A 19,318-nucleotide genomic window follows, 5' to 3' on the forward strand; every position below is an offset into this window, starting at 1 on the left:
CCGGAAACCACTCAGGGGCCTGATTCGATCTCTCGAATCAGGCCCCTGACCTGGTCTTCTGTCGGGGTGGCGGGATGTGAACCCACGACCTCATCGTCCCGAAGCAACTCGGGCGGGGCCAGCCCGACTACCGGACAGCTCGCCTCATAGGTGTTGCTTCGCTGCCCTCACCAGATGGGCAATGCCATCCCGCGTGTGCGTCCTGCGCTGATCCAGCTCTGACCGGATGTCTGTCCTGTGTACGGCTGTGATCTCGGCAAGCAGGCTTTCACCCTTGCGGCTCAGCTCGTCATTGTCGGTGAGCATCTGCATCCGGAACAGAGCCTCCTGGGCCTTGGACCTGAGGTCGTATGCCCGGATCTGCACAGCCTCAGCGGCTTCCGGAGGGGGCTGCTCATGCGTGCAAAACCAAAGATGGACGAGACACCGCCGGTAGTTGATCAAAGCCGCCGCATAGGCCGTGTACGCGTCCAGTCGTTCCTGACGCAGCTTCTCGTCCCGTGTGAACTGGTGGCCTCTCTCAGTGGTGCGCCGTTGGACTCCCAGGGTGATCCCCGAACCAAGCAGGGTGCCCAAGACGGCGATGGCGCTGGCGATTATGGCTTCCACCCCTGTAGAAGACCACGGCTGAAGGCGCTCTGTGATCGTTTTCGCAGGGGCCACCGGGGCGCGTGGGGGGGCAAGCCCACTGTTTGAGACTTCGGCGCTGATCCCCAGCGGTCGTGGACACGCGGAGAGCCGTAGTCACGCAGGGGGACACGCAGCACGAAACAGGTGAGGCCGGTACTGGAATCAGTACCGGCCTCACCTGCTGTTTCGGCTGTCGGGGTGGCGGGATTTGAACCCACGACCTCTTCGTCCCGAACGAAGCGCGCTGCCAAGCTGCGCTACACCCCGATGTCACTGCTCTGTTCTTCACGTCGCGGCGACATCGATTACTTTAGCCCACGCGCGCGCTGAGACGAAATCCGGTTTCCTCGGGGCCGCGCCGCAGGTCGGGCCCGGTCCGGGGGGACGAGGTCCGCAGGTCGTCAGCGGCGGGCCGTCAGGGTGAGCAGCGTGGCCTCCGGGGGGCAGGCGAAGCGGACCGGGGTGAAGCGGTTGGTGCCGCAGCCCGCGGAGACGTGCAGGTAGGAGGTGCGGCCGACGGCGGTGTGGGTGGAGAGGCCCTTGACCCGGTCCGTGTCCAGGTCGCAGTTGGTGACGAGCGCCCCGTAGAAGGGGACGCACAGCTGGCCGCCGTGGGTGTGTCCGGCGAGGACCAGCTCGTACCCGTCGGCCGTGAAGGCGTCCAGGGACCGCAGGTACGGGGCGTGCACGACGGCCGTCGTGAAGTCCGCGGTGGCGTCGGGGCCGCCGGCCACCCGCTCGTACCGGTCCCGCTTGATGTGCGGGTCGTCGAGGCCGGTGAACGCCAGGTCGGCCTGGGGCAGTTTGACCCGGCCGCGGGCGTTGGTGAGGTTCACCCAGCCGGCCGCGTCGAAGGCGTCCCGCATGGGCTCCCACGGGTTGTGGACGGCGCCGACGACCGGCTTGTTGCCGTTCAGGCCGTGGCGGCCCTGGGCCTTCTCCAGCAGGTAGCGGGCGGGGTTGCGCAGCCGTGGCCCGTAGTAGTCGTTGGAGCCGAAGACGTACACGCCGGGGAACTCCATCAGCGGGCCGAGCGCGTCGAGGAGTTCCGGCACGGCTTCGCCGTCGGAGAGGTTGTCGCCGGTGTTGACGACGAGGTCGGGGCGGAGCCCGGCCAGCTTCTGGAGCCAGACCCGCTTCTTCCGCTGACCGCTCACCATGTGGATGTCGGAGACCTGGAGGACCCGCAGGTCGTCCATGCCGGGGGGAAGCACGGGGACCGTCACCCGGCGGAGCCGGAAGGAGCGGGCTTCGAAGCCCGCCGCGTAGACGAGTCCGGCCGCGGCCGTCGCCGTGACACCTGCCGTGATCTTCAGGGGGATCCCGTACCGTGCGCGCATCCCCCCATCGTCGCAGACCCGCGCGGCGGAAATGCGCGGGCGGTGGGCCCGGGGCACCTGCCACACTTGACCCCATGACCACGCTCAAGGCCAAGCTCCAGGACGACCTCAACGCCGCGATCAAGGAGCGCGACGAGCTCCGCTCCTCGACCCTGCGGCTGACCATCGCCGCGATCACGAAGGAGGAGGTCGCCGGCAAGACGAAGCGCGAACTCTCCGACGACGAGGTGCAGAAGGTGATCGCCAAGGAGGCGAAGAAGCGCCGCGAGGCCGCGGACGCCTTCGCCCAGGGCGGTCGCACCGAGTCGGCCGAGCGCGAGAAGGCGGAGGGCGTCATCCTCGACGCGTACCTGCCCAAGCAGCTCAGCGACGAGGAGCTGGAGGGCATCGTCGCGGCCGCCGTCGAGGAGGCGAGGGCCGCGGGCGCCGAGGGGCCGCGCGCCATGGGCGCCGTCATGAAGATCGTCAATCCGAAGGTCGCGGGCCAGGCGGAGGGCGGCCGGGTCGCCGCCGCCGTGAAGAAGCTGCTCGCGGGCTGAGCCGCGCCCCGTCCGTGCTCCTACGAGGAAGGGCGCCCCACCACCGGTGGGGCGCCCTTCCTCGTAGGACAGGGGGAGCGGAGCGGTCAGTCGTTCCCGCCGCGTCCGTTGCCGGGGCGGCCGCCGTCCGTCCCGCCGATCAGGTCCGGCGGGAGCGTGATCCCGCCCGGGAACGGGTTGGTCGGGTTGGTCGGGTCGGTCGGCTTGGTGTCGCCGGGCTTGGCGTCACCGGGCTTGCGCGGCTTGTTCGGGCCCTCGCCGCCCTCCTTGGGGTCCTTCGGCTTCTCGGAGCGCGGCACGCTGATCGGCGCGAAGCTCGGCGTCTCGGACGCGTCGAGCGCGCCCGTCATCGCGATGCGCCAGATCGGGCCGGGCAGGCAGCCGCCGCAGACCTTCTCGTAGTACTCGCCGCCGATGGTGAGGCGGTACATCGGCGTCTTGTCGCCGACGTCGTCGCCGACCCAGACGGCGGTGGACAGGTTCGGCGTGTAGCCGACGAACCAGGCGTCCTTGCGGTCGTTGGTCGTACCGGTCTTGCCCGCGTTGTCGCGGTCGCTGAGGCCGGCCCGCGTACCCGTGCCGTCCTCGACGACGCCCTTGAGCATCTGGTTGATCATGTCGGCGGTGCGCTCGCTCATCGCCCGCGTGCACTTCGTCTGCGGGACGTTCAGCTTGTCGCCGTTGGGCGCCTTGATGGACTCGATGGCGACCGGGATGCAGTAGATGCCGCGGTTGGCGAAGGTCGCGTAGACCGCCGCCATGTCGAGCGGGGTGCTCTCCTCACCGCCGAGGGTGATGGAGGGGCGCTCCTCGACGGCCTTGCGGAGCTCGCGCTCGTAGCCGACCTTCTTCGCCATCTGCACCGTCTCGCAGAGGCCGGCCAACTGCTCCAGCCGCGCGAAGTAGGTGTTGATGGACTTCCCGAGGGCGGTGGTCATGTCGTAGTGACCGAACTCGGACTCGAGCTCGTTGCCGATCTCCCAGTCGCGGTTGCCCGCGGGCTGCCCGTCGCAGGTGGTGTAGTTCCGCTCCGGGATGGTGATCTCGGTGGGGTCGCTGAAGGACTGCGCCGGGCTCAGGCCCTTCTCCAGGGCGGCGGCCGCGGTGATCGGCTTGAAGGTCGAGCCGACCTGGAAGCCGTACGTCGTGCCGCCCATCTTGCTGCCGACGGCGAGGTTGAGCGTGGTCTGGTGCTGCTTCTGGTCCAGGCCGTACGGGCGGGACTGGCCCATCGACAGGATCTTGCCGGTGCCCGGGTGGACCTGGACGACGGTGGCGGCGACCGGGTCGTCCTTGTTGATCTTGGCGATCGCGGCCTCGTTGACGGCGGCCTGGGCGCGCGGGTTGAGCGTCGTCCTGACGGTGAGGCCGCCGAGGTTCCACAGCTTCTGGCGCTCCTCGGACGTCTTGCCGAAGACCGGGTCGCTGAGGATCGTCTTGCGGACGTAGTCGCAGAAGAAGCCGGAGCCCTCGACGGCGGTGATGCAGCCGTTCTTGGGCGACTTGACCTTGAGCTTGATCGGCTGGGCCTTCGCCTGGTCGGCCTCCGCCTGGCTGATGTCCTTGACGTCGGCCATGCGCTGGAGGACCACGTTGCGCCGTTTCGTGGCCTCTTCGATGTCGTTGATCGGGTCGTAGCGGCTCGGCGACTGGACGAGGCCGGCCATCATCGCGGCCTCGCCGAGGGTGAGCTTCGCGGCCGGCTTGGAGAAGTACCGCTGGGAGGCGGCCTCGATGCCGTACGCCTGCTGCCCGAAGAACGTGATGTTGAGGTAGTTCTCCAGGATCTTCTTCTTGCCGAGCTCTTCCTCGACCTGGATCGCGTACTTCAGCTCGCGGACCTTGCGGCCGATCGTCTGCTGGGTGGCCTGCGCGACCTTCTCGGGGTCGTCACCGGCCTCCTCGACGAAGACGTTCTTCACGTACTGCTGGGTGAGCGTGGACGCGCCCTGCGCGACCCCGCCGGACTGCGCGTTGCGGTTGATCGCGCGCAGCACGCCCTTGAGGTCGATCGCCCCGTGCTCGTAGAAGCGCGAGTCCTCGATCGCGACGATCGCCTTCTGCATGTACGGGGAGATCTTGTCGATCGGTACGACCTTCCGGTCCCGTGAGTACACGGTGGCGATGAGGCCGCCCTCGGAGTCGAGGATCGTGGTGCGCTGACTGAGCGGCGGGGTCTTCAGGTTCGAGGGGATCTCGTCGAACCCCTCCACCGTCCCCTTCGCCGCGAGCCCGAGCGCTCCGGCCGCGGGCAGGGCGATGCCTGCCAGCACGGCTCCCGAGAGCACACTGACACCGAGGAACTTGGCGGCTTGCTGGGTCCCGGTCAGACCACCGCCCGAGCGCTTCTTTGCCATGGGGGCAGCCTACGTTCTCAATCGCCGGACACGCGTATATGCCTTGGCCTAAGCTGCTCCCAACTGTCACAGCAGTGCGGTCCGGCATCAAGACCCACGTGTGATGTTGGCGTGAAATCCCGTGACCCCGAAACCATGGGAACCTCATGCCCGATTCCGGCTCATGCGTCACCCGGTGCCCGAAGTGGGCCTGTGCGAAACGGATATGTTCGTGTGACATGTCCGGTATGCCAGACATGTCCTTCGATCACTCCCCTGGGTGATCTGACGCACACGCATAGTCCGTTCGGACCATTCAAGATTGGGCCCGAAGGGGGTGTTGCGCTGTGCCCACCTTCCGTAACGTCCCAACTGGCAGCGGTGAATATGCCGCTGCCGCCGTGGGGGAGCCTCGATTCGGGAGAGGACGGCGCCGGTATGGGCTGGGTAGCTGACTGGAGTGCGCAGGCGGCCTGCCGCACTACCGATCCGGATGAACTTTTCGTGCAGGGAGCGGCACAGAACAGGGCAAAGGCGGTGTGCACCGGATGCCCGGTGCGGACCGAGTGCCTGGCCGACGCCCTCGACAACCGCGTGGAGTTCGGTGTGTGGGGCGGCATGACGGAGCGCGAGCGCCGCGCACTGCTGCGCCGACGGCCGACGGTCACCTCGTGGCGCCGGCTCCTGGAGACCGCGCGCACCGAGTACGAGCGCGGGGCGGGCCTGCTGCCCGTCGCGATGGACGACGACGCGACGTACGCGGAGTACGCGGCGGTCGGATAGACCCCGCGGCGCGCCGTCGCTCTCGTCGGGGCGCGCTGGAGCGGACCCCCGCTCGTACCGAGGAACACTCGGGTGCGCTGGGACGGACCCCGCTCGTACCGGAGCGCGGCTCAGGCCGGGGGCGTACGCCCCGCGGCGAGCCGCTCGCCGATCGCCCGCAGCCCGGCGAGGTCGTGCACATCGCCGGGCAGGGCGGCCACTTCGGCCACCGCCACCTCGGGGTGGCGCGCCGTGAAGCGGTCACGCGTGTGCTGCTCACGCGCGAGGACCCGCATCCGCTCCGCATGGAGCCGGAGCAGGCCGGCGGTGAGCTTGCGTACGTCCGTGTCTCCTTCTGGTGCTTCTGTTGCATCAGGGGCCACGTCTCTGTGCGCGGCGTCTGCGTCCGTGTCGGCTGTGGGGGCAGCCTCGGGTACGGGAGAAGCGGCGGTACCGGCGGCGGTGGCGGGGTCTGACGGCTCGGGCGTCGTGGCCGGGGAGCCACGCAGAGCAGCCTTCCCGTCCCCCTGATCCACAATGCGCCCCTCCTCAAGATTTTCCGCCGCGGCGCGCGCCCGCTCGGCCGACAGCCGGGCGGCGCCACTGCCGTGCACACGGTTGAGGACGAGCCCGGCCAGCGGCATCTTCTCGGCGGCGAGCCGCTCCACGAAGTACGCGGCCTCGCGCAGCGCGTCCCGCTCCGGTGTGGCGACCACGAGGAAGGCCGTGCCCGGAGCCTGGAGCAGCCGGTACGTGGCGTCGGCGCGGGTCCGGAAACCGCCGAACATCGTGTCCATCGCCGCCACGAACGTCTGCACGTCCCCCAGGAACTGACCCCCCAGCAGCTTTCCCAGCGTCCCCGTCATCATCGACATGCCGACGTTCAGGAACTTCATCCCGGCCCGGCCGCCCACCTTCGCCGGCGCCATCAGCAGCTTGATGAACTTCCCGTCCAGGAAGGACCCCAGCCGCTTCGGCGCGTCCAGGAAGTCGAGCGCCGACCGCGACGGCGGGGTGTCCACCACGATCAGGTCCCACTCGTCACGGCCCCGGAGCTGCCCCAGCTTCTCCATCGCCATGTACTCCTGCGTACCGGCGAACCCGGCCGACAGGGACTGGTAGAAGGGGTTCTCCAGGATCGCCCGCGCCCGCTCGGGCTCCGCGTGCGCCTCGACGATCTCGTCGAAGGTCCGCTTCATGTCGAGCATCATCGCGTGCAGCTCGCCGCCGTCGGAGCCCTTGATGCCCTCCACCTTGCGCGGCGTGTTGTCGAGCGAGTCGATCCCCATCGACTGCGCGAGCCGGCGCGCCGGGTCGATGGTGAGGACCACCACCCGCCGCCCGCGCTCCGCCGCCCGCACGCCGAGCGCCGCCGCCGTGGTCGTCTTCCCGACCCCGCCCGCCCCGCAGCAGACGACGATGCGGGTCCCGCGGTCGTCGAGGATCGGATCGAGCTCCAGAACGGGAACGGTGTCGAACTCCACGGCCGCGCCGGGCCCGGAAGCCACGCCGAGGCCGGGAGCCGTGTCGGGCCGGGAGGCCGCGCCGGGCCCCGGAGTTGAGCCGGGCCCGGGAGCCGTGTCGGGCCCGCCCGCCCCGGGGCCGCCGGCCGCCTTCTCCGTCACGCGCCCACCCCTTGCCTCCGCAGTTCCTTCGCCAGCCGGTAGAGCCCGGCGATGTCCGCCCCGTCCCCGAGGTACGGCAGTTCGTACGAGGGCACCCCGACGCCGTCCAGGACGGCACGCTGCGCCCGCTCCAGCTCCACGCGCCGGGCGTGCTCCTCGGCCTGGCCCAGGAGCGGCTCCACGAGCGTCGTACCGCCCGCGAGGCCGGCCGAGGCCAGGGTCCGTGCGATCGCCTCGCGGTGGTCGCCGGAGGCGGCCCGTACCGCCGCTCCGTCGAGGACGTGCGGCCGCACCATGTTCACCACGACCCGGCCCACGGGGAGTTCGGCGTCGCGGAGCTCGGCGATGCCGTCCGCCGTCTCCTGGACCGGCATCTCCTCCAGGAGGGTCACCAGGTGGACCGCCGTCTCCGGGGACTTCAGGACCCGCATGACGGCCTGCGCCTGGTTGTGTATCGGCCCGATCCTGGCCAGGCCCGCGACCTCGTCGTTGACGTTGAGGAAGCGGGTGATGCGGCCGGTCGGCGGCGCGTCCATCACCACGTGGTCGTAGGTCGGGCGGCCGTTCTTCTCGCGCCGCCGGACCGCCTCGCACGCCTTGCCGGTCAGCAGGACGTCCCGGACGCCCGGGGCTATCGTCGTCGCGAAGTCGATCGCGCCGAGCTTCTTCAGCGCCCGCCCCGCGCTGCCCAGCTTGTAGAACATCTGGAGGTAGTCGAGGAGCGCGCGCTCGGCGTCGATCGCCAGCGCGTACACCTCGCCGCCGCCCGGAGCGACGGCGATCTTGCGCTCCTCGTACGGAAGCGCCTCCGTCTCGAAGAGCTGTGCGATGCCCTGCCTGCCTTCGACCTCGACGAGGAGGGTGCGCTTGCCCTCCGTCGCGAGGGCGAGCGCGAGGGCGGCGGCGACCGTCGTCTTACCGGTACCGCCCTTGCCGCTGACGACCTGGAGCCTGCTCACGCAGTCGAGCCTAACCACTGTCGGCGGCGCCCAATCAGGAGGCCGCCCCGGAGAAGCTCCCTAGGGCCTTTCTCAGGGGCGGCCCCGCAGGATCGGGCCCCCGACAGCGGATACAGTCGGCTCCATGACCAAGTGGGAGTACGTCACGGTGCCGCTTCTGGTGCACGCGACCAAGCAGATTCTGGACACCTGGGGCGAGGACGGCTGGGAGCTCGTCCAGGTCGTGCCCGGGCCGAACAACCCCGAGCAGCTCGTGGCCTACCTGAAGCGGGCCAAGTCGTGAGCGGGGCCGTCGAGGCGCGGATCGCCGAGCTGGGCCTGACCCTGCCGGCGGTCGTGCCCCCGATCGCCTCCTACCAGCCCGCCGTCCGGTCCGGCGCGTACGTCTACACCTCGGGCCAGCTCCCGATGGTCGACGGCAAGCTCCCGACGACCGGCAAGGTCGGCGCCGAGGTCACCCCGGAGGAGGCCAAGGAGCTCGCCGCCCGCTGCGCGCTGAACGCCCTCGCGGCCGTCAAGTCCGTCACCGGCGACCTGGACCGCATCAAGCGGGTCGTCAAGGTCGTGGGCTTCGTCGCCTCCGCCGCCGACTTCACCGGACAGCCGGCCGTCATCAACGGCGCCAGCGAGCTGCTCGGCGAGATCCTCGGCGAGAAGGGCGTCCACGCCCGCAGCGCCGTCGGCGTGACCGTGCTGCCGCTCGACGCCCCCGTCGAGGTCGAGGTCCAGGTGGAGCTGGTCGAGGACTGACCCCTCGACCCTCCCGGCACGGGCTCGTGCCGGGCCCTCCGGCTGAGAGCCGACCGCCCCTCCCTGTGGCGGTCGGCTCTCGTGCATTCCGGTGCTTGCGCATAGCATCCGGCCATGTCCAACGGTCAGTCGAATGGTCAGTGGTACCCGGCGGAGTGGCCCGACCGCATCCGCGCCCTCGCCGCGGGCGAGCTCACCCCGGTGGCGCCGAAGCGCGCCGCCACCGTCCTCCTCCTGCGGGACGCAGACAAGGGCCCCGAGGTCCACATGCTGCGCCGACGCGCCTCCATGGCCTTCGCCGGCGGCGCGTACGCCTACCCCGGCGGCGGGGTCGACCCGCGCGACGAGCACCCGGTGCGCTGGGCCGGGCCCTCCCTCGACACGTGGGCCGCGCGGCTCGGCCTCGACGAGCCCGCCCAGGCGCAGGCCGTCGTCTGCGCCGCCGTACGCGAGACGTTCGAGGAGGCGGGTGTCCTGCTCGCCGGCGAGACCGGCGACACGGTCGTCGGCGACACCACCGCCGACGACTGGGAGCGCGACCGCGCCGCCCTGGTCGCGCGCGAGCTGTCCTTCGCCGACTTCCTGGACCGGCGCGGGCTCGTCCTGCGCTCCGACCTGCTCGGCGCCTGGGCCCGGTGGATCACTCCGGAGTTCGAGCGGCGCCGCTACGACACCTGGTTCTTCGTGGCCGCGCTGCCCGCGGGCCAGCGCACCCGGGACGTCTCGGGGGAGGCGGACCGCACGGTGTGGATCCGCCCGGAGGACGCAGCCGCCGGCTACGACCGGGGCGAGCTGACCATGATGCCGCCGACGATCTCCACCCTGCGGACGCTGGAGCGGTACGACACGGCGGCGGGCGCCCTCGCCGCGGCGGCGGCGCAGGACATGACGGCCGTCCTCGCGCGGGCGCGGCTGGACGGCGAGGAGGTGATCCTCAGCTGGCCGGGCCACGAGGAGTTCACCAAGCGCGTGCCGAGCGCCCCCACGGGCGACGCGGCCGGATCGGGCCACTCAGCGGGCACGGCCGGATCAGATGCCCCGGCCGGCCCGGCCGGCCCGGCCGGTTCCGAGGTGCCGTCCCGTTCGGACGTGCCGTCCGGAGGTCGCGATGACTGACGCCGCCGCCCTCCCCGGGCAGCCGCGCGGGGCCGTGGTCTCCGGGCCCGCGACCGCCCGCGCCGTCAACGTCCTCGCGCCGAACGCGTCCCCGATGACCCTGGACGGCACCAACACCTGGATCGTCGCGGAGCCGGACTCCGACCTCGCCGTCGTCATCGACCCGGGGCCGCTCGACGAGGGGCACCTGCGCCACGTCCTCGCGACCGCCGAGCGCCTCGGCAAGCGCGTCGCGCTCACGCTGCTCACCCACGGGCACGCGGACCACTCCGAGGGCGCGGCCCGCTTCGCCGAGCTGACGCGGAGCCCGGTGCGGGCGCTCGACCCCGCGCTGCGGCTCGGGGACGAGGGGCTCGCGGCCGGGGACGTCGTCACCACGGGCGGCCTGGAACTGCGGGTCGTCCCCACCCCGGGCCACACCTCGGACTCGCTCTCCTTCCACCTGCCGGCCGACCGGGCGGTGCTCACCGGGGACACGATCCTGGGCCGCGGGACGACGATGGTCGCCCACCCGGACGGGCGGCTCGGCGACTACCTGGACTCGCTGCGGCGGCTGCGCTCGCTCACCGTCGACGACGGCGTGCACAACGTCCTGCCGGGCCACGGGCCCGTCCTGGAGGACGCGCAGGGCGCCGTGGAGTTCTACCTCGCGCACCGGGCCGGACGGCTCGCCCAGGTGGAGACGGCCGTCGAGCAGGGCCACCGGACGGCGGCGGAGGTCGTGGCGCACGTGTACGCGGACGTGGACCGCTCGCTGTGGCCGGCCGCCGAGCTGTCCGTACGGGCGCAGCTGGAGTACCTGGGGGAGCGCGGCCTGATCTGAGCACCCCCCCGGTGGGAGGCCGAGGGAGCCCCCGGGAACCTTCGCGGCCCGGAGCGTGTCTTACGCTCCGCTTATATCTGGCCGTAGCTCTCGGGGGGAAAGCCCGTGTTCGTCATCGCCATCCTGCTGGTCGTCGCCGCAGTGGTGCTCTTCTTCGTCGGCCGCGCCAACGACGCGAAAGGGCTGAAGCTGGGTGCCCTGGGCGCCGTCGTGGCCGGCGTCTTCTCGCTGATCGTGAGCATGACCTACGTGATCAGCGCCTACGAGGTCGGCGTGCCGGTCGCCTTCGGCAAGGTCGGTTCGCCGATGACCTCCGGCATGCACGTGAAGTCGCCGTTCACCGACGTCACCACCTTCTCCACCCGCCCCGTCGACCTCAACCTCTCCGACAAGGACGTGGTCGAGGTCCGCTCCTCGCAGGGCGGTGTCATGTACGCGGAGGTGACGGTCAAGTGGGCCGTCGTCCCGTCCAAGGCCGTCGAGCTGTACAAGCTCGCGGGCAGCGAGGACGCCATCCAGCAGCGGCTCGTCTACCCGGACAGCCGGGAGATCGTCCGCAACGTCTTCGCCCGCTACTCGAGCGAGCAGGGCTACGCCTCCGACCGCGAGAAGATCAACGCCGAGATCGGCGCCCTCATCAAGGAGCGCCTGGCCCCGCGGGGCATCGACGTCACCACGGTCAACCTGCGCAACGTGAAGCCCTCGGACGCCCTCCAGGGCCAGATCGACCGCAAGATCCAGCAGCAGCAGGCCACCGAGCGGGCCACCGAGGCCGCTCGTACGGCCAAGGCCGAGGCCGACCGCCGCCGCATCGAGGCGGAGGGCATCGCGCGCGCCAACAAGATCCTCAACGACTCGCTGACCGACAAGGTCCTGCTGAACCAGTGCATCGACGCGTACAAGGAGGCCGCGGCGAAGAACCCGGTCTACGCGGTGCCCTGCGGCAACGCCGGCTCCGCCCCGGTGATCGTGGACGGCTCCAAGCGCTGACGCCGACCGTCCCGCGACACGCGGAAGGCCGCCCCGGTCGTCGGACCGGGGCGGCCTTCCCGTACGTACGGAGGAGCCGCGTGCCGCGAGGCGCACGGAGCCGCCTACCGCGAGCGCTTCGCGAGGCGCTCCACGTCGAGCAGGATCACGGCGCGGGCCTCCAGGCGCAGCCAGCCGCGCTGGGCGAAGTCGGCGAGCGCCTTGTTGACCGTCTCGCGGGAGGCGCCGACCAACTGGGCCAGCTCCTCCTGGGTGAGGTCGTGGACGACGTGGATGCCCTCCTCCGACTGCACGCCGAAGCGGCGCGACAGGTCGAGGAGCGCGCGGGCGACACGGCCCGGCACGTCGGAGAAGACCAGGTCGGACATCTGGTCGTTGGTCTTGCGGAGCCGGCGCGCGACGGCGCGCAGCAGGGCGCTGGCGACCTCGGGGCGCGCGTTCAGCCACGGCTGGAGGTCGTTGTGGCCGAGGCCGAGCAGCTTGACCTCGGTGAGCGCGGTCGCGGTCGCGGTGCGCGGGCCCGGGTCGAAGAGCGACAGCTCGCCGATGAGCTCGCCGGGTCCGAGGACGGCCAGCATGTTCTCGCGGCCGTCAGGGGAGGTGCGGTGCAGCTTCACCTTGCCCTCGGTGACCACGTACAGGCGGTCCCCGGGGTCGCCCTCGTGGAAGAGCGCGTCGCCACGGGCCAGCGTCGCCTCACTCATCGAGGCGCGCAGCTCGGCGGCCTGCTCGTCATCGAGCGCCGCGAAGAGCGGGGCGCGCCGCAGAACGTCGTCCACGAGTTCTCTCCTACTGTCGACCTGCTCAAGGGACCGGATCCCATGATGCCGGACGGGCAAAACAGTGCGATCAATCACAACAAGTTTGACGTACGGGTCGGCCTTTCCGTACGTCAGGGGCCCGATTGGGCGCTGATCGGCCACGCGCGGGGCGGATGTCGGCGGCGGCCCCTAGGCTGGCCGGGTGTCCAACTCGCCGGTGAGAGCGCAGGCCAAGGGGGCTGGAAGAGTGTCGGGCGAAGGTAATTCCGCCGTGGGCGAACACGGCGTGTCGAAACAGGCGAAGGGTGCAAATCGGAAGCCTGCGGCCAAGTCCGCCGCCTCCGCTGCCAAGCCGGGCGCCGTGAAGCCGGGCGCCGCGAAGCCCGGAGCCGGATCGGGGGCCAAGCCCGCCGCGAAGCCCGGAGCCGGATCGGGGGCCAAGCCCGCCGCGAAGCCGGGCGCCGGATCGGGCGCCAAGCCGGAGTCGCGGCTCGGGATGGTCCGGCGCGCGCGGAAGATCAACCGCGAGCTGGCCGAGGTCTTCCCGTACGCCCACCCCGAGCTCGACTTCCGCAACCCCTTCGAGCTGCTCGTCGCCACGGTCCTCTCCGCCCAGACCACCGACCTGCGGGTCAACCAGACGACCCCGGCGCTCTTCGCGCGCTACCCCACCCCCGAGGACCTCGCGGCCGCCGTCCCGGAGGAGGTCGAGGAGCTGATCCGGCCGACCGGCTTCTTCCGCGCCAAGACCAAGTCGATCATGGGTCTGGCCACCGCCCTCAGGGACGACTTCGGCGGCGAGGTCCCCGGCCGCCTGGAGGACCTGGTCAAGCTCCCCGGCGTCGGCCGCAAGACGGCCTTCGTCGTCCTCGGCAACGCCTTCGGCGTCCCCGGCATCACCGTCGACACCCACTTCATGCGCCTCGCCCGGCGCTGGAAGTGGACCGAGTCCGACGACCCGGTGAAGATCGAGGCCGAGGTCGCCACGATCTTCCCCAAGAGCGAGTGGACGATGCTCTCGCACCGGGTGATCTTCCACGGCCGCCGGATCTGCCACGCCCGCAAGCCCGCCTGCGGCGCCTGCCCCATCACGCACCTCTGCCCCGCGTACGGGGAGGGCGAGACCGACCCGGAGAAGGCGCGGAAGCTGCTCAAGTACGAGAAGGGCGGCTTCCCCGGCCAGCGGCTGAACCCGCCGCCGGACTACCCGGGCCGCCCGGCCCCGCCCGCCCCCGGCGTCGCCCCGGGAGCCGGCGAGTGAGCCGCGCCGCCGGGAACGAAGCCGTACCGCGAAGGCGTTGGGACTCACGGGGGTGCTCATGACGCGCACGGACGAAGAGATCTACGGGCCCGGCACCGGCGGCCTGATCGACCGCGAGGGCCTGCCCGACTGGCTGGCACCCGTCGACCGCGCCGCCCGCACCGTCGCCCCCGAGCAGCTGAGCCGCTTCCTCCCGCCCGAGAGCGGCGCCGGCCGCGAGTCCGCCGTCCTCGTCCTCTTCGGCGAGGGCCCGCGCGGCCCGGAGCTGCTCCTGATAGAGCGGGCCGGCAGCCTCCGCTCGCACGCGGGCCAGCCCTCCTTCCCCGGCGGCGCCCTCGACCCCGAGGACGGGCCCCCGGAGGACGGCGGCCTGCTCCGCGCCGCCCTGCGCGAGGCGGAGGAGGAGACCGGACTCGACCCCTCCGGAGTCCAGCTCTTCGGCGTCCTGCCCCGCCTCTACATCCCGGTGAGCGGCTTCGTCGTCACCCCCGTCCTCGGCTGGTGGCGCGTCCCCACCCCGGTGCGGCCCGTCGACCCGGCCGAGACCGCCCGGGTCTTCACCGTGCCCGTGGCGGATCTCACGGATCCCGCGAACCGCGTGATCGCCGTCCACCCGCAGATCCACGCCGCCCCCGCTTTCCTCGTCGCATCGTCCCTGGTCTGGGGTTTTACCGCCGGAGTGATCGACCGGCTGCTCCACTACTCCGGCTGGGAGCGACCCTGGGACCGCACGCGACAGGTCCCGCTCGACCGGCGCTCATGACAGGGTGAGACCGATCTTCGGGCGACAGGAAACGAATCTGCGAGGCTATTGACGGTGAACGTGCTGGACATCTTGTTGCTGCTCGCCGCCGTGTGGTTCGCGATCATCGGTTACCGCCAGGGCTTCGTGGTCGGCATCCTGTCGGTCATCGGCTTCCTCGGCGGCGGCCTCGTCGCCGTCCTGCTGCTCCCGGTCATCTGGGACCAGCTGACGGACCACAGCGAGGTCTCGACGACGGCCACCGTCGTCTTCGTGATGGTGGTGATCGTCTGCGCCTCCGTCGGCCAGGCCTCCACCACCCACCTCGGCAACAGACTCCGCCGGCACATCACCTGGTCACCCGCGCGCGCCCTCGACGCCACCGGCGGCGCGCTCGTCAACGTGATCGCCATGCTCCTCGTGGCCTGGCTGCTCGGCTCGGTCATCGCGCAGACCACCATGCCCACCCTGGGCAAGGAGGTGCGCAGCTCCAAGGTGCTGCTCGGGGTCGAGCAGGTGATGCCGGACCAGGCGTCGACCTGGTTCGCCAACTTCCGCTCCACCCTCGCCCAGAACGGCTTCCCGCAGGTCTTCGCGCCCTTCGCCAACGAGCCGATCACCGAGGTCCTGCCGCCCGACCCGGCGCTCGCCGACAGCCCCGTCGCCGCCGAGGCCAAGCGGTCCATCGTCAAGGTCGTCGGCACCGCGCAGAGCTGCGGCAAGGTCCTGGAAGGCACCGGCTTCGTCTTCGACGAGCGCCGCGTCATGACCAACGCCCACGTGGTCGGCGGCGTCGACGAGCCGACCGTCCAGATAGGCGGCGAGGGCAAGCTCTACGACGCCAAGGTCGTCCTCTACGACTGGCAGCGCGACATCGCCGTCCTGGACGTGCCGGACCTCGACGCGACCCCGCTCCGGTTCACGGAGAAGGACGCGCGCAGCGGGGACGGCGCGATCGTCGCCGGATTCCCGGAGAACGGCGCGTACGACGTCCGCTCGGCCCGCGTCCGGGGACGCATCAGCCCCGACGGCCCCGACATCTACAACCGTGGCCAGGTGCGCAGGGACGTGTACTCGCTGTACGCGACGGTCCGCCAGGGCAACTCCGGCGGCCCGCTCCTTACGGAGGACGGCGAGGTGTACGGCGTGATCTTCGCCCGCTCCCTCGACGACGTGAACACCGGCTACGCGCTGACCGTCGACGAGATCCGTGAGGACATCGAGCGCGGCCGTGCGGCCGTCCAGCAGGTCGACACGCAGGGCTGCGCCCTGTAGCGGCGGTGAGCGCGACCACGCCACGGGCCGCCCTTTCCGGGGCGGCCCGTGGCGCGTGTCGGTCGGGGTCTCAGTCCCGTGGGTGCCGGAGTCGCGCCGAGACCCAGCGGGCCCGGCGGCGCAGGATGCGCGAGATCCCCACCCCTTGCACGGCGTGCGCTCGGGCCTGGTCCGGCGGCCCACCCCTTTCGCGGGAGCCCGGCCCAGTGGCCGAGCGGCGGTCACGTGCTGTGTCACCGAAGTCGTGCGTCCAGCCCATACTTCGACGTGTGCCCGTGCCCCAAGGTCGGTAACCGCCCCGGGGGCCGCCAATTGGAGTATGCGCGGGGCACATGGCCGTTCGACGCAAACCTGTGCGCCACGGCGGGCGGACGGTCCGTCAGCCGAGGGGCTCGTGGCCGACGGCGGTCCGGTGCGAGACCGTCAGCGGCCGGGGCAGGAGCCCTCAGCGGTCCGGCTCGGGGCCCTTCAGCGGTCCGGCTCGGGGTCCTTCAGCCAGTTGACGAGCTCCGTCGTGAACGCGGCCGGGTCCTCCTCGTGCGGGAAGTGCCCGAGACCGTCGAACAGCCGCCAGCGGTACGGCGCTTCGACGTACTCGCCCGAACCGGCCGCGCTGCGAGTCCGCCACACGGGATCCGTCGATCCGTGCAGATGCAGCGTCGGCACCCGTACGGGCCGCTTCATCCGCCGGTTGAACTGGATTCCGTCCGGGCGGGCCAGGGACCGCACCATCCAGCGGTACGGTTCGATCGAGCAGTGCGCCGTCGAGGGCACCAGCATCGCCCGCCGATACACCTCGACCGCCTCCTCGTCGACGGGCCGCGGCCCCGACCAGTCCCGGATCAGCTCGCCCACGAGCGCCGCGTCGTCCGCCACGAGCTGACGCTCCGGCAGCCACGGCCGCTGGAAGCCCCAGATGTGCGAACCGGCCCGCGACTGCGCGAAGTCGGAGAGCATCGCCGACCGCCAGCGCCGCGGGTGCGGCATGGAGGAGACCACCAGGCGGCGCACCAGCTTCGGCCGCATCACCGCCGCCGTCCAGGCGAGGTAGCCGCCCGTGTCGTGCCCGACGAGCGCCGCGTCCGGCTCGCCGAGCGAGCGGACGACGCCGGTGATGTCGAGGGCGAGGTTGGCGGGGTCGTAACCGCGGGGCGTGCGGTCGCTGCCGCCCACCCCGCGCAGGTCCATCGCGACGGCCCGGAACCCGGCCTCGGCGAGCGCCGGCAGCTGGTGGCGCCAGGTCCACCAGAACTGCGGGAAGCCGTGCAGCAGCAGCACCAGCGGGCCGTCGCCCATCTCGGCGATGTGGAAACGCGCGCCGTTGGCGGCCACGTCGCGATGGGTCCAGGGCCCGTCGAGCCGTACGGGCCCGCCGTTGCCGTTGCTCTCGGGAAGGGTCATACGGACGAGCGTGCCACAGACTCGGCCTTCCGCAGCGCCGGGCGCTGCGCCGGACGGGGGTGCGGCTTCGCGTTCTGCATGATCGCCGCGGTCCGCTTGGCGGAGGCGATGGACTTCTCCGGCTTCTTCACCTTCTTGAACTTGGCGTACGCGAGGAGCCCGAGCAGGCCCGCGAGCAGCACGTTCGCCGTGAAGGAGAGCAGGAAGCACCAGACGAGGTTCCAGCCCCCGTTGCCGTTGTGCCCGCCGGTCCAGGTGTTGATGGCGTACGCCAGCGCGAAGCTCAGCATCGGCAGCGAGAACAGCAGCACCACCCCGGCGGCGATGCCCGCGGCGCTGCCCATCGCGCCGCGCTTGACGTCCTGTCGGATCTCGGCCTTGGCCAGGGCGATCTCATCGTGCACCAGCGCGGACATCTCGGCGGTCGCCGAGGCGACCAGCTGGCCGAGGCTGCGCTCGGTTCCGTCGAACGGGTCGCTCATCGGTGCTCCCTCTTCTCTTCTGCGGTCCGACTCAGATCATGCCGGACGGTCGGCCTCGTCGCGCGGTGCCCCCGCCGCTTTGGCGCGCTGGCGGTGTTCGGCGGCCTTCCGCTCGTGGATCTCCGCCATCCGCAGGTGGTACTCCGGGTTGCCCTCCTCGTAGACGTCCGGGATGCCGTCCTGGTCGTCGTCGCGCTCCTCGGCGGCGTAGAGCGCCTGGTACTTCCGGACCCGCAGCTTCAGGAGTACGGAGGCGAGGAGGGCGGCGATCAGCGAGCCCGTCAGGACGGCGGCCTTCACCTCGTCGGTGAGCGCCTCGTCACCGGCGAAGGCCAGCTCGCCGATGAGGAGCGAGACGGTGAACCCGATGCCGGCCAGGGAGGCGATGGCGAAGACGTCCGGCCAGGCCAGGTCCGGGTTGAGCTCCGCCCGGGTGAAACGGGCGGCGAGCCAGGTGCCGCCGAAGATGCCGACGGCCTTGCCGACGACGAGCCCGAGGACGACGCCCAGGGTGACGGGTTGCGTGAAGACGTTGCCGAGCGCGCCGCCGGAGACGGAGACTCCGGCCGAGAACAGCGCGAAGAGGGGGACCGCGAGACCGGCCGAGAGCGGGCGGACCAGGTGCTCGATGTGCTCGCCGGGCGAGTGCTCCTCGCCGTCGCGGGTGGTGCAGCGCAGCATCAGGCCCATCGCGACGCCGGCGATGGTGGCGTGGACGCCGCTGTTGTACATGAGGCCCCAGATGACCAGGGCGAGCGGCACGTACACGTACCAGCCGCGGACCTCCTTGCGGAGCAGCACCCAGAAGAGGACGAGTCCGGCGACGGCCCCGCCGAGCGCCGCGAAGTTCAGGTCGCCGGTGAAGAAGACCGCGATGATCAGGATCGCGAAGAGGTCGTCGACGACGGCGAGGGTGAGGAGGAAGGCGCGGAGCGCGGAGGGCAGCGAGGTGCCGATGACGGCGAGGACGGCGAGCGCGAAGGCGATGTCGGTGGCGGTGGGGACGGCCCAGCCGTCCGGGGAGCCGCCGCCGACGGTGTTGACGAGGACGTAGACGAGGGCGGGGGCTGCCATGCCGCAGAGGGCGGCGACGACGGGCAGCGCCGCGGCCCTGGGGTCGCGCAGCTCGCCCGCGACGAGCTCGCGCTTCAGCTCGATGCCGGCGACGAAGAAGAAGATCGCGAGGAGCCCGTCGGCGGCCCAGTGCTGGATCGACAGGTCGAGCCCGAGGGCGGCGGGTCCCAGGTGGAAGTCGGAGACGGCCTCGTAGCTGCCGTGGAAGGTGTTGGCCCAGATCAGGGCGACCACGGCGGCGACGAGCAGCAGGACGCCGCCGACGGTCTCGGTGCGCAGGGCGTCGGTGACGTAGCGGCGCTCGGGGAGCGGGAGCCGGCCGAGGAACGTGCGGGCGGAGCGAACGGGGACGCTGGGGTCGGCGCTGGGGTCGGCGCTGGGGTCGACGTTGTTGTCGGCGTTCGGGTCGGTGGGCGCGGGCACGTGGGGACCTCCGTCGGGCAGGCAGGGCG

Annotated in this window: 20 protein-coding genes and 1 tRNA gene; 10 read left to right on the forward strand and 11 right to left on the reverse strand. The window is 71.4% G+C overall.

Annotated elements, in window-relative coordinates:
- Positions 1–144: 144 nt before the first annotated feature.
- The 3 genes from ACWDVG_RS10900 to ACWDVG_RS10910 form a co-directional block, all read right to left on the reverse strand.
- Entirely contained in the window at positions 145–609 is a 465-nt protein-coding gene (locus ACWDVG_RS10900; protein WP_451698303.1) for a hypothetical protein, read from the reverse strand.
- A 214-nt stretch (positions 610–823) separates the two neighbouring features.
- Positions 824–897, reverse strand: a tRNA-Pro gene (locus ACWDVG_RS10905).
- A gap of 134 nt (positions 898–1,031) precedes the next feature.
- Positions 1,032–1,970 carry a metallophosphoesterase gene (locus ACWDVG_RS10910; protein WP_451698305.1) on the reverse strand — a complete coding sequence of 313 codons (939 nt, stop codon included), beginning with the start codon at positions 1,968–1,970 and terminating at the stop codon, positions 1,032–1,034.
- A 74-nt stretch (positions 1,971–2,044) separates the two neighbouring features.
- Between ACWDVG_RS10910 and ACWDVG_RS10915 the strand changes: the two genes are divergently transcribed.
- Positions 2,045–2,509 carry a GatB/YqeY domain-containing protein gene (locus tag ACWDVG_RS10915; RefSeq protein ID WP_451698306.1) on the forward strand — a complete coding sequence of 155 codons (465 nt, stop codon included), beginning with the start codon at positions 2,045–2,047 and terminating at the stop codon, positions 2,507–2,509.
- Positions 2,510–2,595: 86 nt separating this feature from the next.
- Here ACWDVG_RS10915 and ACWDVG_RS10920 read toward each other — a convergent pair whose 3' ends face one another.
- The gene (locus ACWDVG_RS10920) at positions 2,596–4,866 is read right to left on the reverse strand and encodes a transglycosylase domain-containing protein (protein WP_451698308.1); all 2,271 of its coding nucleotides are present in this window, start codon (positions 4,864–4,866) and stop codon (positions 2,596–2,598) included.
- A 417-nt stretch (positions 4,867–5,283) separates the two neighbouring features.
- Between ACWDVG_RS10920 and ACWDVG_RS10925 the strand changes: the two genes are divergently transcribed.
- Positions 5,284–5,628, forward strand: a complete 345-nt coding sequence (locus ACWDVG_RS10925) for a WhiB family transcriptional regulator (RefSeq protein ID WP_043221163.1) — start codon at positions 5,284–5,286, stop codon at positions 5,626–5,628.
- Between the two features lie 110 nt (positions 5,629–5,738).
- Here the strand turns inward: ACWDVG_RS10925 and ACWDVG_RS10930 are convergent, their stop codons facing one another.
- Together ACWDVG_RS10930 and ACWDVG_RS10935 are read right to left on the reverse strand one after the other, a co-directional pair.
- Positions 5,739–7,115 carry an ArsA family ATPase gene (locus tag ACWDVG_RS10930; protein ID WP_451698565.1) on the reverse strand — a complete coding sequence of 459 codons (1,377 nt, stop codon included), beginning with the start codon at positions 7,113–7,115 and terminating at the stop codon, positions 5,739–5,741.
- A 113-nt stretch (positions 7,116–7,228) separates the two neighbouring features.
- Positions 7,229–8,191: an ArsA family ATPase gene (locus ACWDVG_RS10935; protein ID WP_451698310.1), complete on the reverse strand. Its 963-nt coding sequence runs from the start codon at positions 8,189–8,191 to the stop codon at positions 7,229–7,231.
- Between the two features lie 124 nt (positions 8,192–8,315).
- On the opposite strand from ACWDVG_RS10935, the gene ACWDVG_RS10940 reads away from it, so the two are divergent.
- From ACWDVG_RS10940 to ACWDVG_RS10960, 5 genes are all read left to right on the forward strand, one after another.
- Positions 8,316–8,474: a DUF4177 domain-containing protein gene (locus tag ACWDVG_RS10940; RefSeq protein WP_015034547.1), complete on the forward strand. Its 159-nt coding sequence runs from the start codon at positions 8,316–8,318 to the stop codon at positions 8,472–8,474.
- Positions 8,471–8,941, forward strand: a complete 471-nt coding sequence (locus tag ACWDVG_RS10945; RefSeq protein ID WP_451698312.1) for a RidA family protein — start codon at positions 8,471–8,473, stop codon at positions 8,939–8,941. Before ACWDVG_RS10940 ends, ACWDVG_RS10945 begins: the two co-directional genes overlap by 4 nt.
- Positions 8,942–9,055: 114 nt before the next feature.
- Complete coding sequence (locus tag ACWDVG_RS10950; RefSeq protein WP_451698314.1) at positions 9,056–10,057, forward strand: NUDIX hydrolase; 1,002 nt, start codon at positions 9,056–9,058, stop codon at positions 10,055–10,057.
- Complete coding sequence (locus ACWDVG_RS10955; RefSeq protein ID WP_451698316.1) at positions 10,050–10,880, forward strand: MBL fold metallo-hydrolase; 831 nt, start codon at positions 10,050–10,052, stop codon at positions 10,878–10,880. Before ACWDVG_RS10950 ends, ACWDVG_RS10955 begins: the two co-directional genes overlap by 8 nt.
- A 105-nt stretch (positions 10,881–10,985) precedes the next feature.
- Positions 10,986–11,870: a prohibitin family protein gene (locus tag ACWDVG_RS10960; protein WP_451698318.1), complete on the forward strand. Its 885-nt coding sequence runs from the start codon at positions 10,986–10,988 to the stop codon at positions 11,868–11,870.
- Between the two features lie 104 nt (positions 11,871–11,974).
- On the opposite strand, the gene ACWDVG_RS10965 is transcribed toward ACWDVG_RS10960, so the two are convergent.
- Positions 11,975–12,649, reverse strand: a complete 675-nt coding sequence (locus ACWDVG_RS10965; RefSeq protein ID WP_345279912.1) for a Crp/Fnr family transcriptional regulator — start codon at positions 12,647–12,649, stop codon at positions 11,975–11,977.
- Between the two features lie 253 nt (positions 12,650–12,902).
- On the opposite strand from ACWDVG_RS10965, the gene nth reads away from it, so the two are divergent.
- The 3 genes from nth to ACWDVG_RS10980 are packed head-to-tail and all read left to right on the forward strand — an operon-like array spanning position 12,903 to position 15,909.
- Positions 12,903–13,892, forward strand: coding sequence for an endonuclease III (nth, locus tag ACWDVG_RS10970; RefSeq protein WP_451698320.1), 990 nt, complete (start codon positions 12,903–12,905; stop codon positions 13,890–13,892).
- Positions 13,893–13,950: 58 nt separating this feature from the next.
- Entirely contained in the window at positions 13,951–14,655 is a 705-nt protein-coding gene (locus ACWDVG_RS10975) for an NUDIX hydrolase (protein WP_451698321.1), read from the forward strand.
- Positions 14,656–14,709: 54 nt separating this feature from the next.
- Entirely contained in the window at positions 14,710–15,909 is a 1,200-nt protein-coding gene (locus ACWDVG_RS10980; RefSeq protein WP_451698323.1) for a MarP family serine protease, read from the forward strand.
- Positions 15,910–15,979: 70 nt separating this feature from the next.
- Here ACWDVG_RS10980 and ACWDVG_RS10985 read toward each other — a convergent pair whose 3' ends face one another.
- The 4 genes from ACWDVG_RS10985 to nhaA all read right to left on the reverse strand — a co-directional run bounded on the left by ACWDVG_RS10985 (position 15,980) and on the right by nhaA (position 19,289).
- On the reverse strand, positions 15,980–16,168 hold the full coding sequence (locus tag ACWDVG_RS10985) for a hypothetical protein (RefSeq protein WP_451698325.1): 189 nt from the start codon (positions 16,166–16,168) through the stop codon (positions 15,980–15,982).
- 209 nt (positions 16,169–16,377) lie between these two features.
- Positions 16,378–17,310, reverse strand: coding sequence for an alpha/beta fold hydrolase (locus ACWDVG_RS10990; RefSeq protein ID WP_451698327.1), 933 nt, complete (start codon positions 17,308–17,310; stop codon positions 16,378–16,380).
- Positions 17,307–17,792, reverse strand: coding sequence for a phage holin family protein (locus ACWDVG_RS10995; RefSeq protein WP_451698329.1), 486 nt, complete (start codon positions 17,790–17,792; stop codon positions 17,307–17,309). The genes ACWDVG_RS10990 and ACWDVG_RS10995 overlap by 4 nt, the downstream gene beginning before the upstream one ends.
- A gap of 36 nt (positions 17,793–17,828) precedes the next feature.
- The gene (gene nhaA / locus ACWDVG_RS11000; RefSeq protein WP_451698331.1) at positions 17,829–19,289 is read right to left on the reverse strand and encodes a Na+/H+ antiporter NhaA; all 1,461 of its coding nucleotides are present in this window, start codon (positions 19,287–19,289) and stop codon (positions 17,829–17,831) included.
- Between the last annotated feature and the right edge of the window lie 29 nt (positions 19,290–19,318).

Source organism: Streptomyces sp. NPDC003327 (assembly GCF_053589515.1).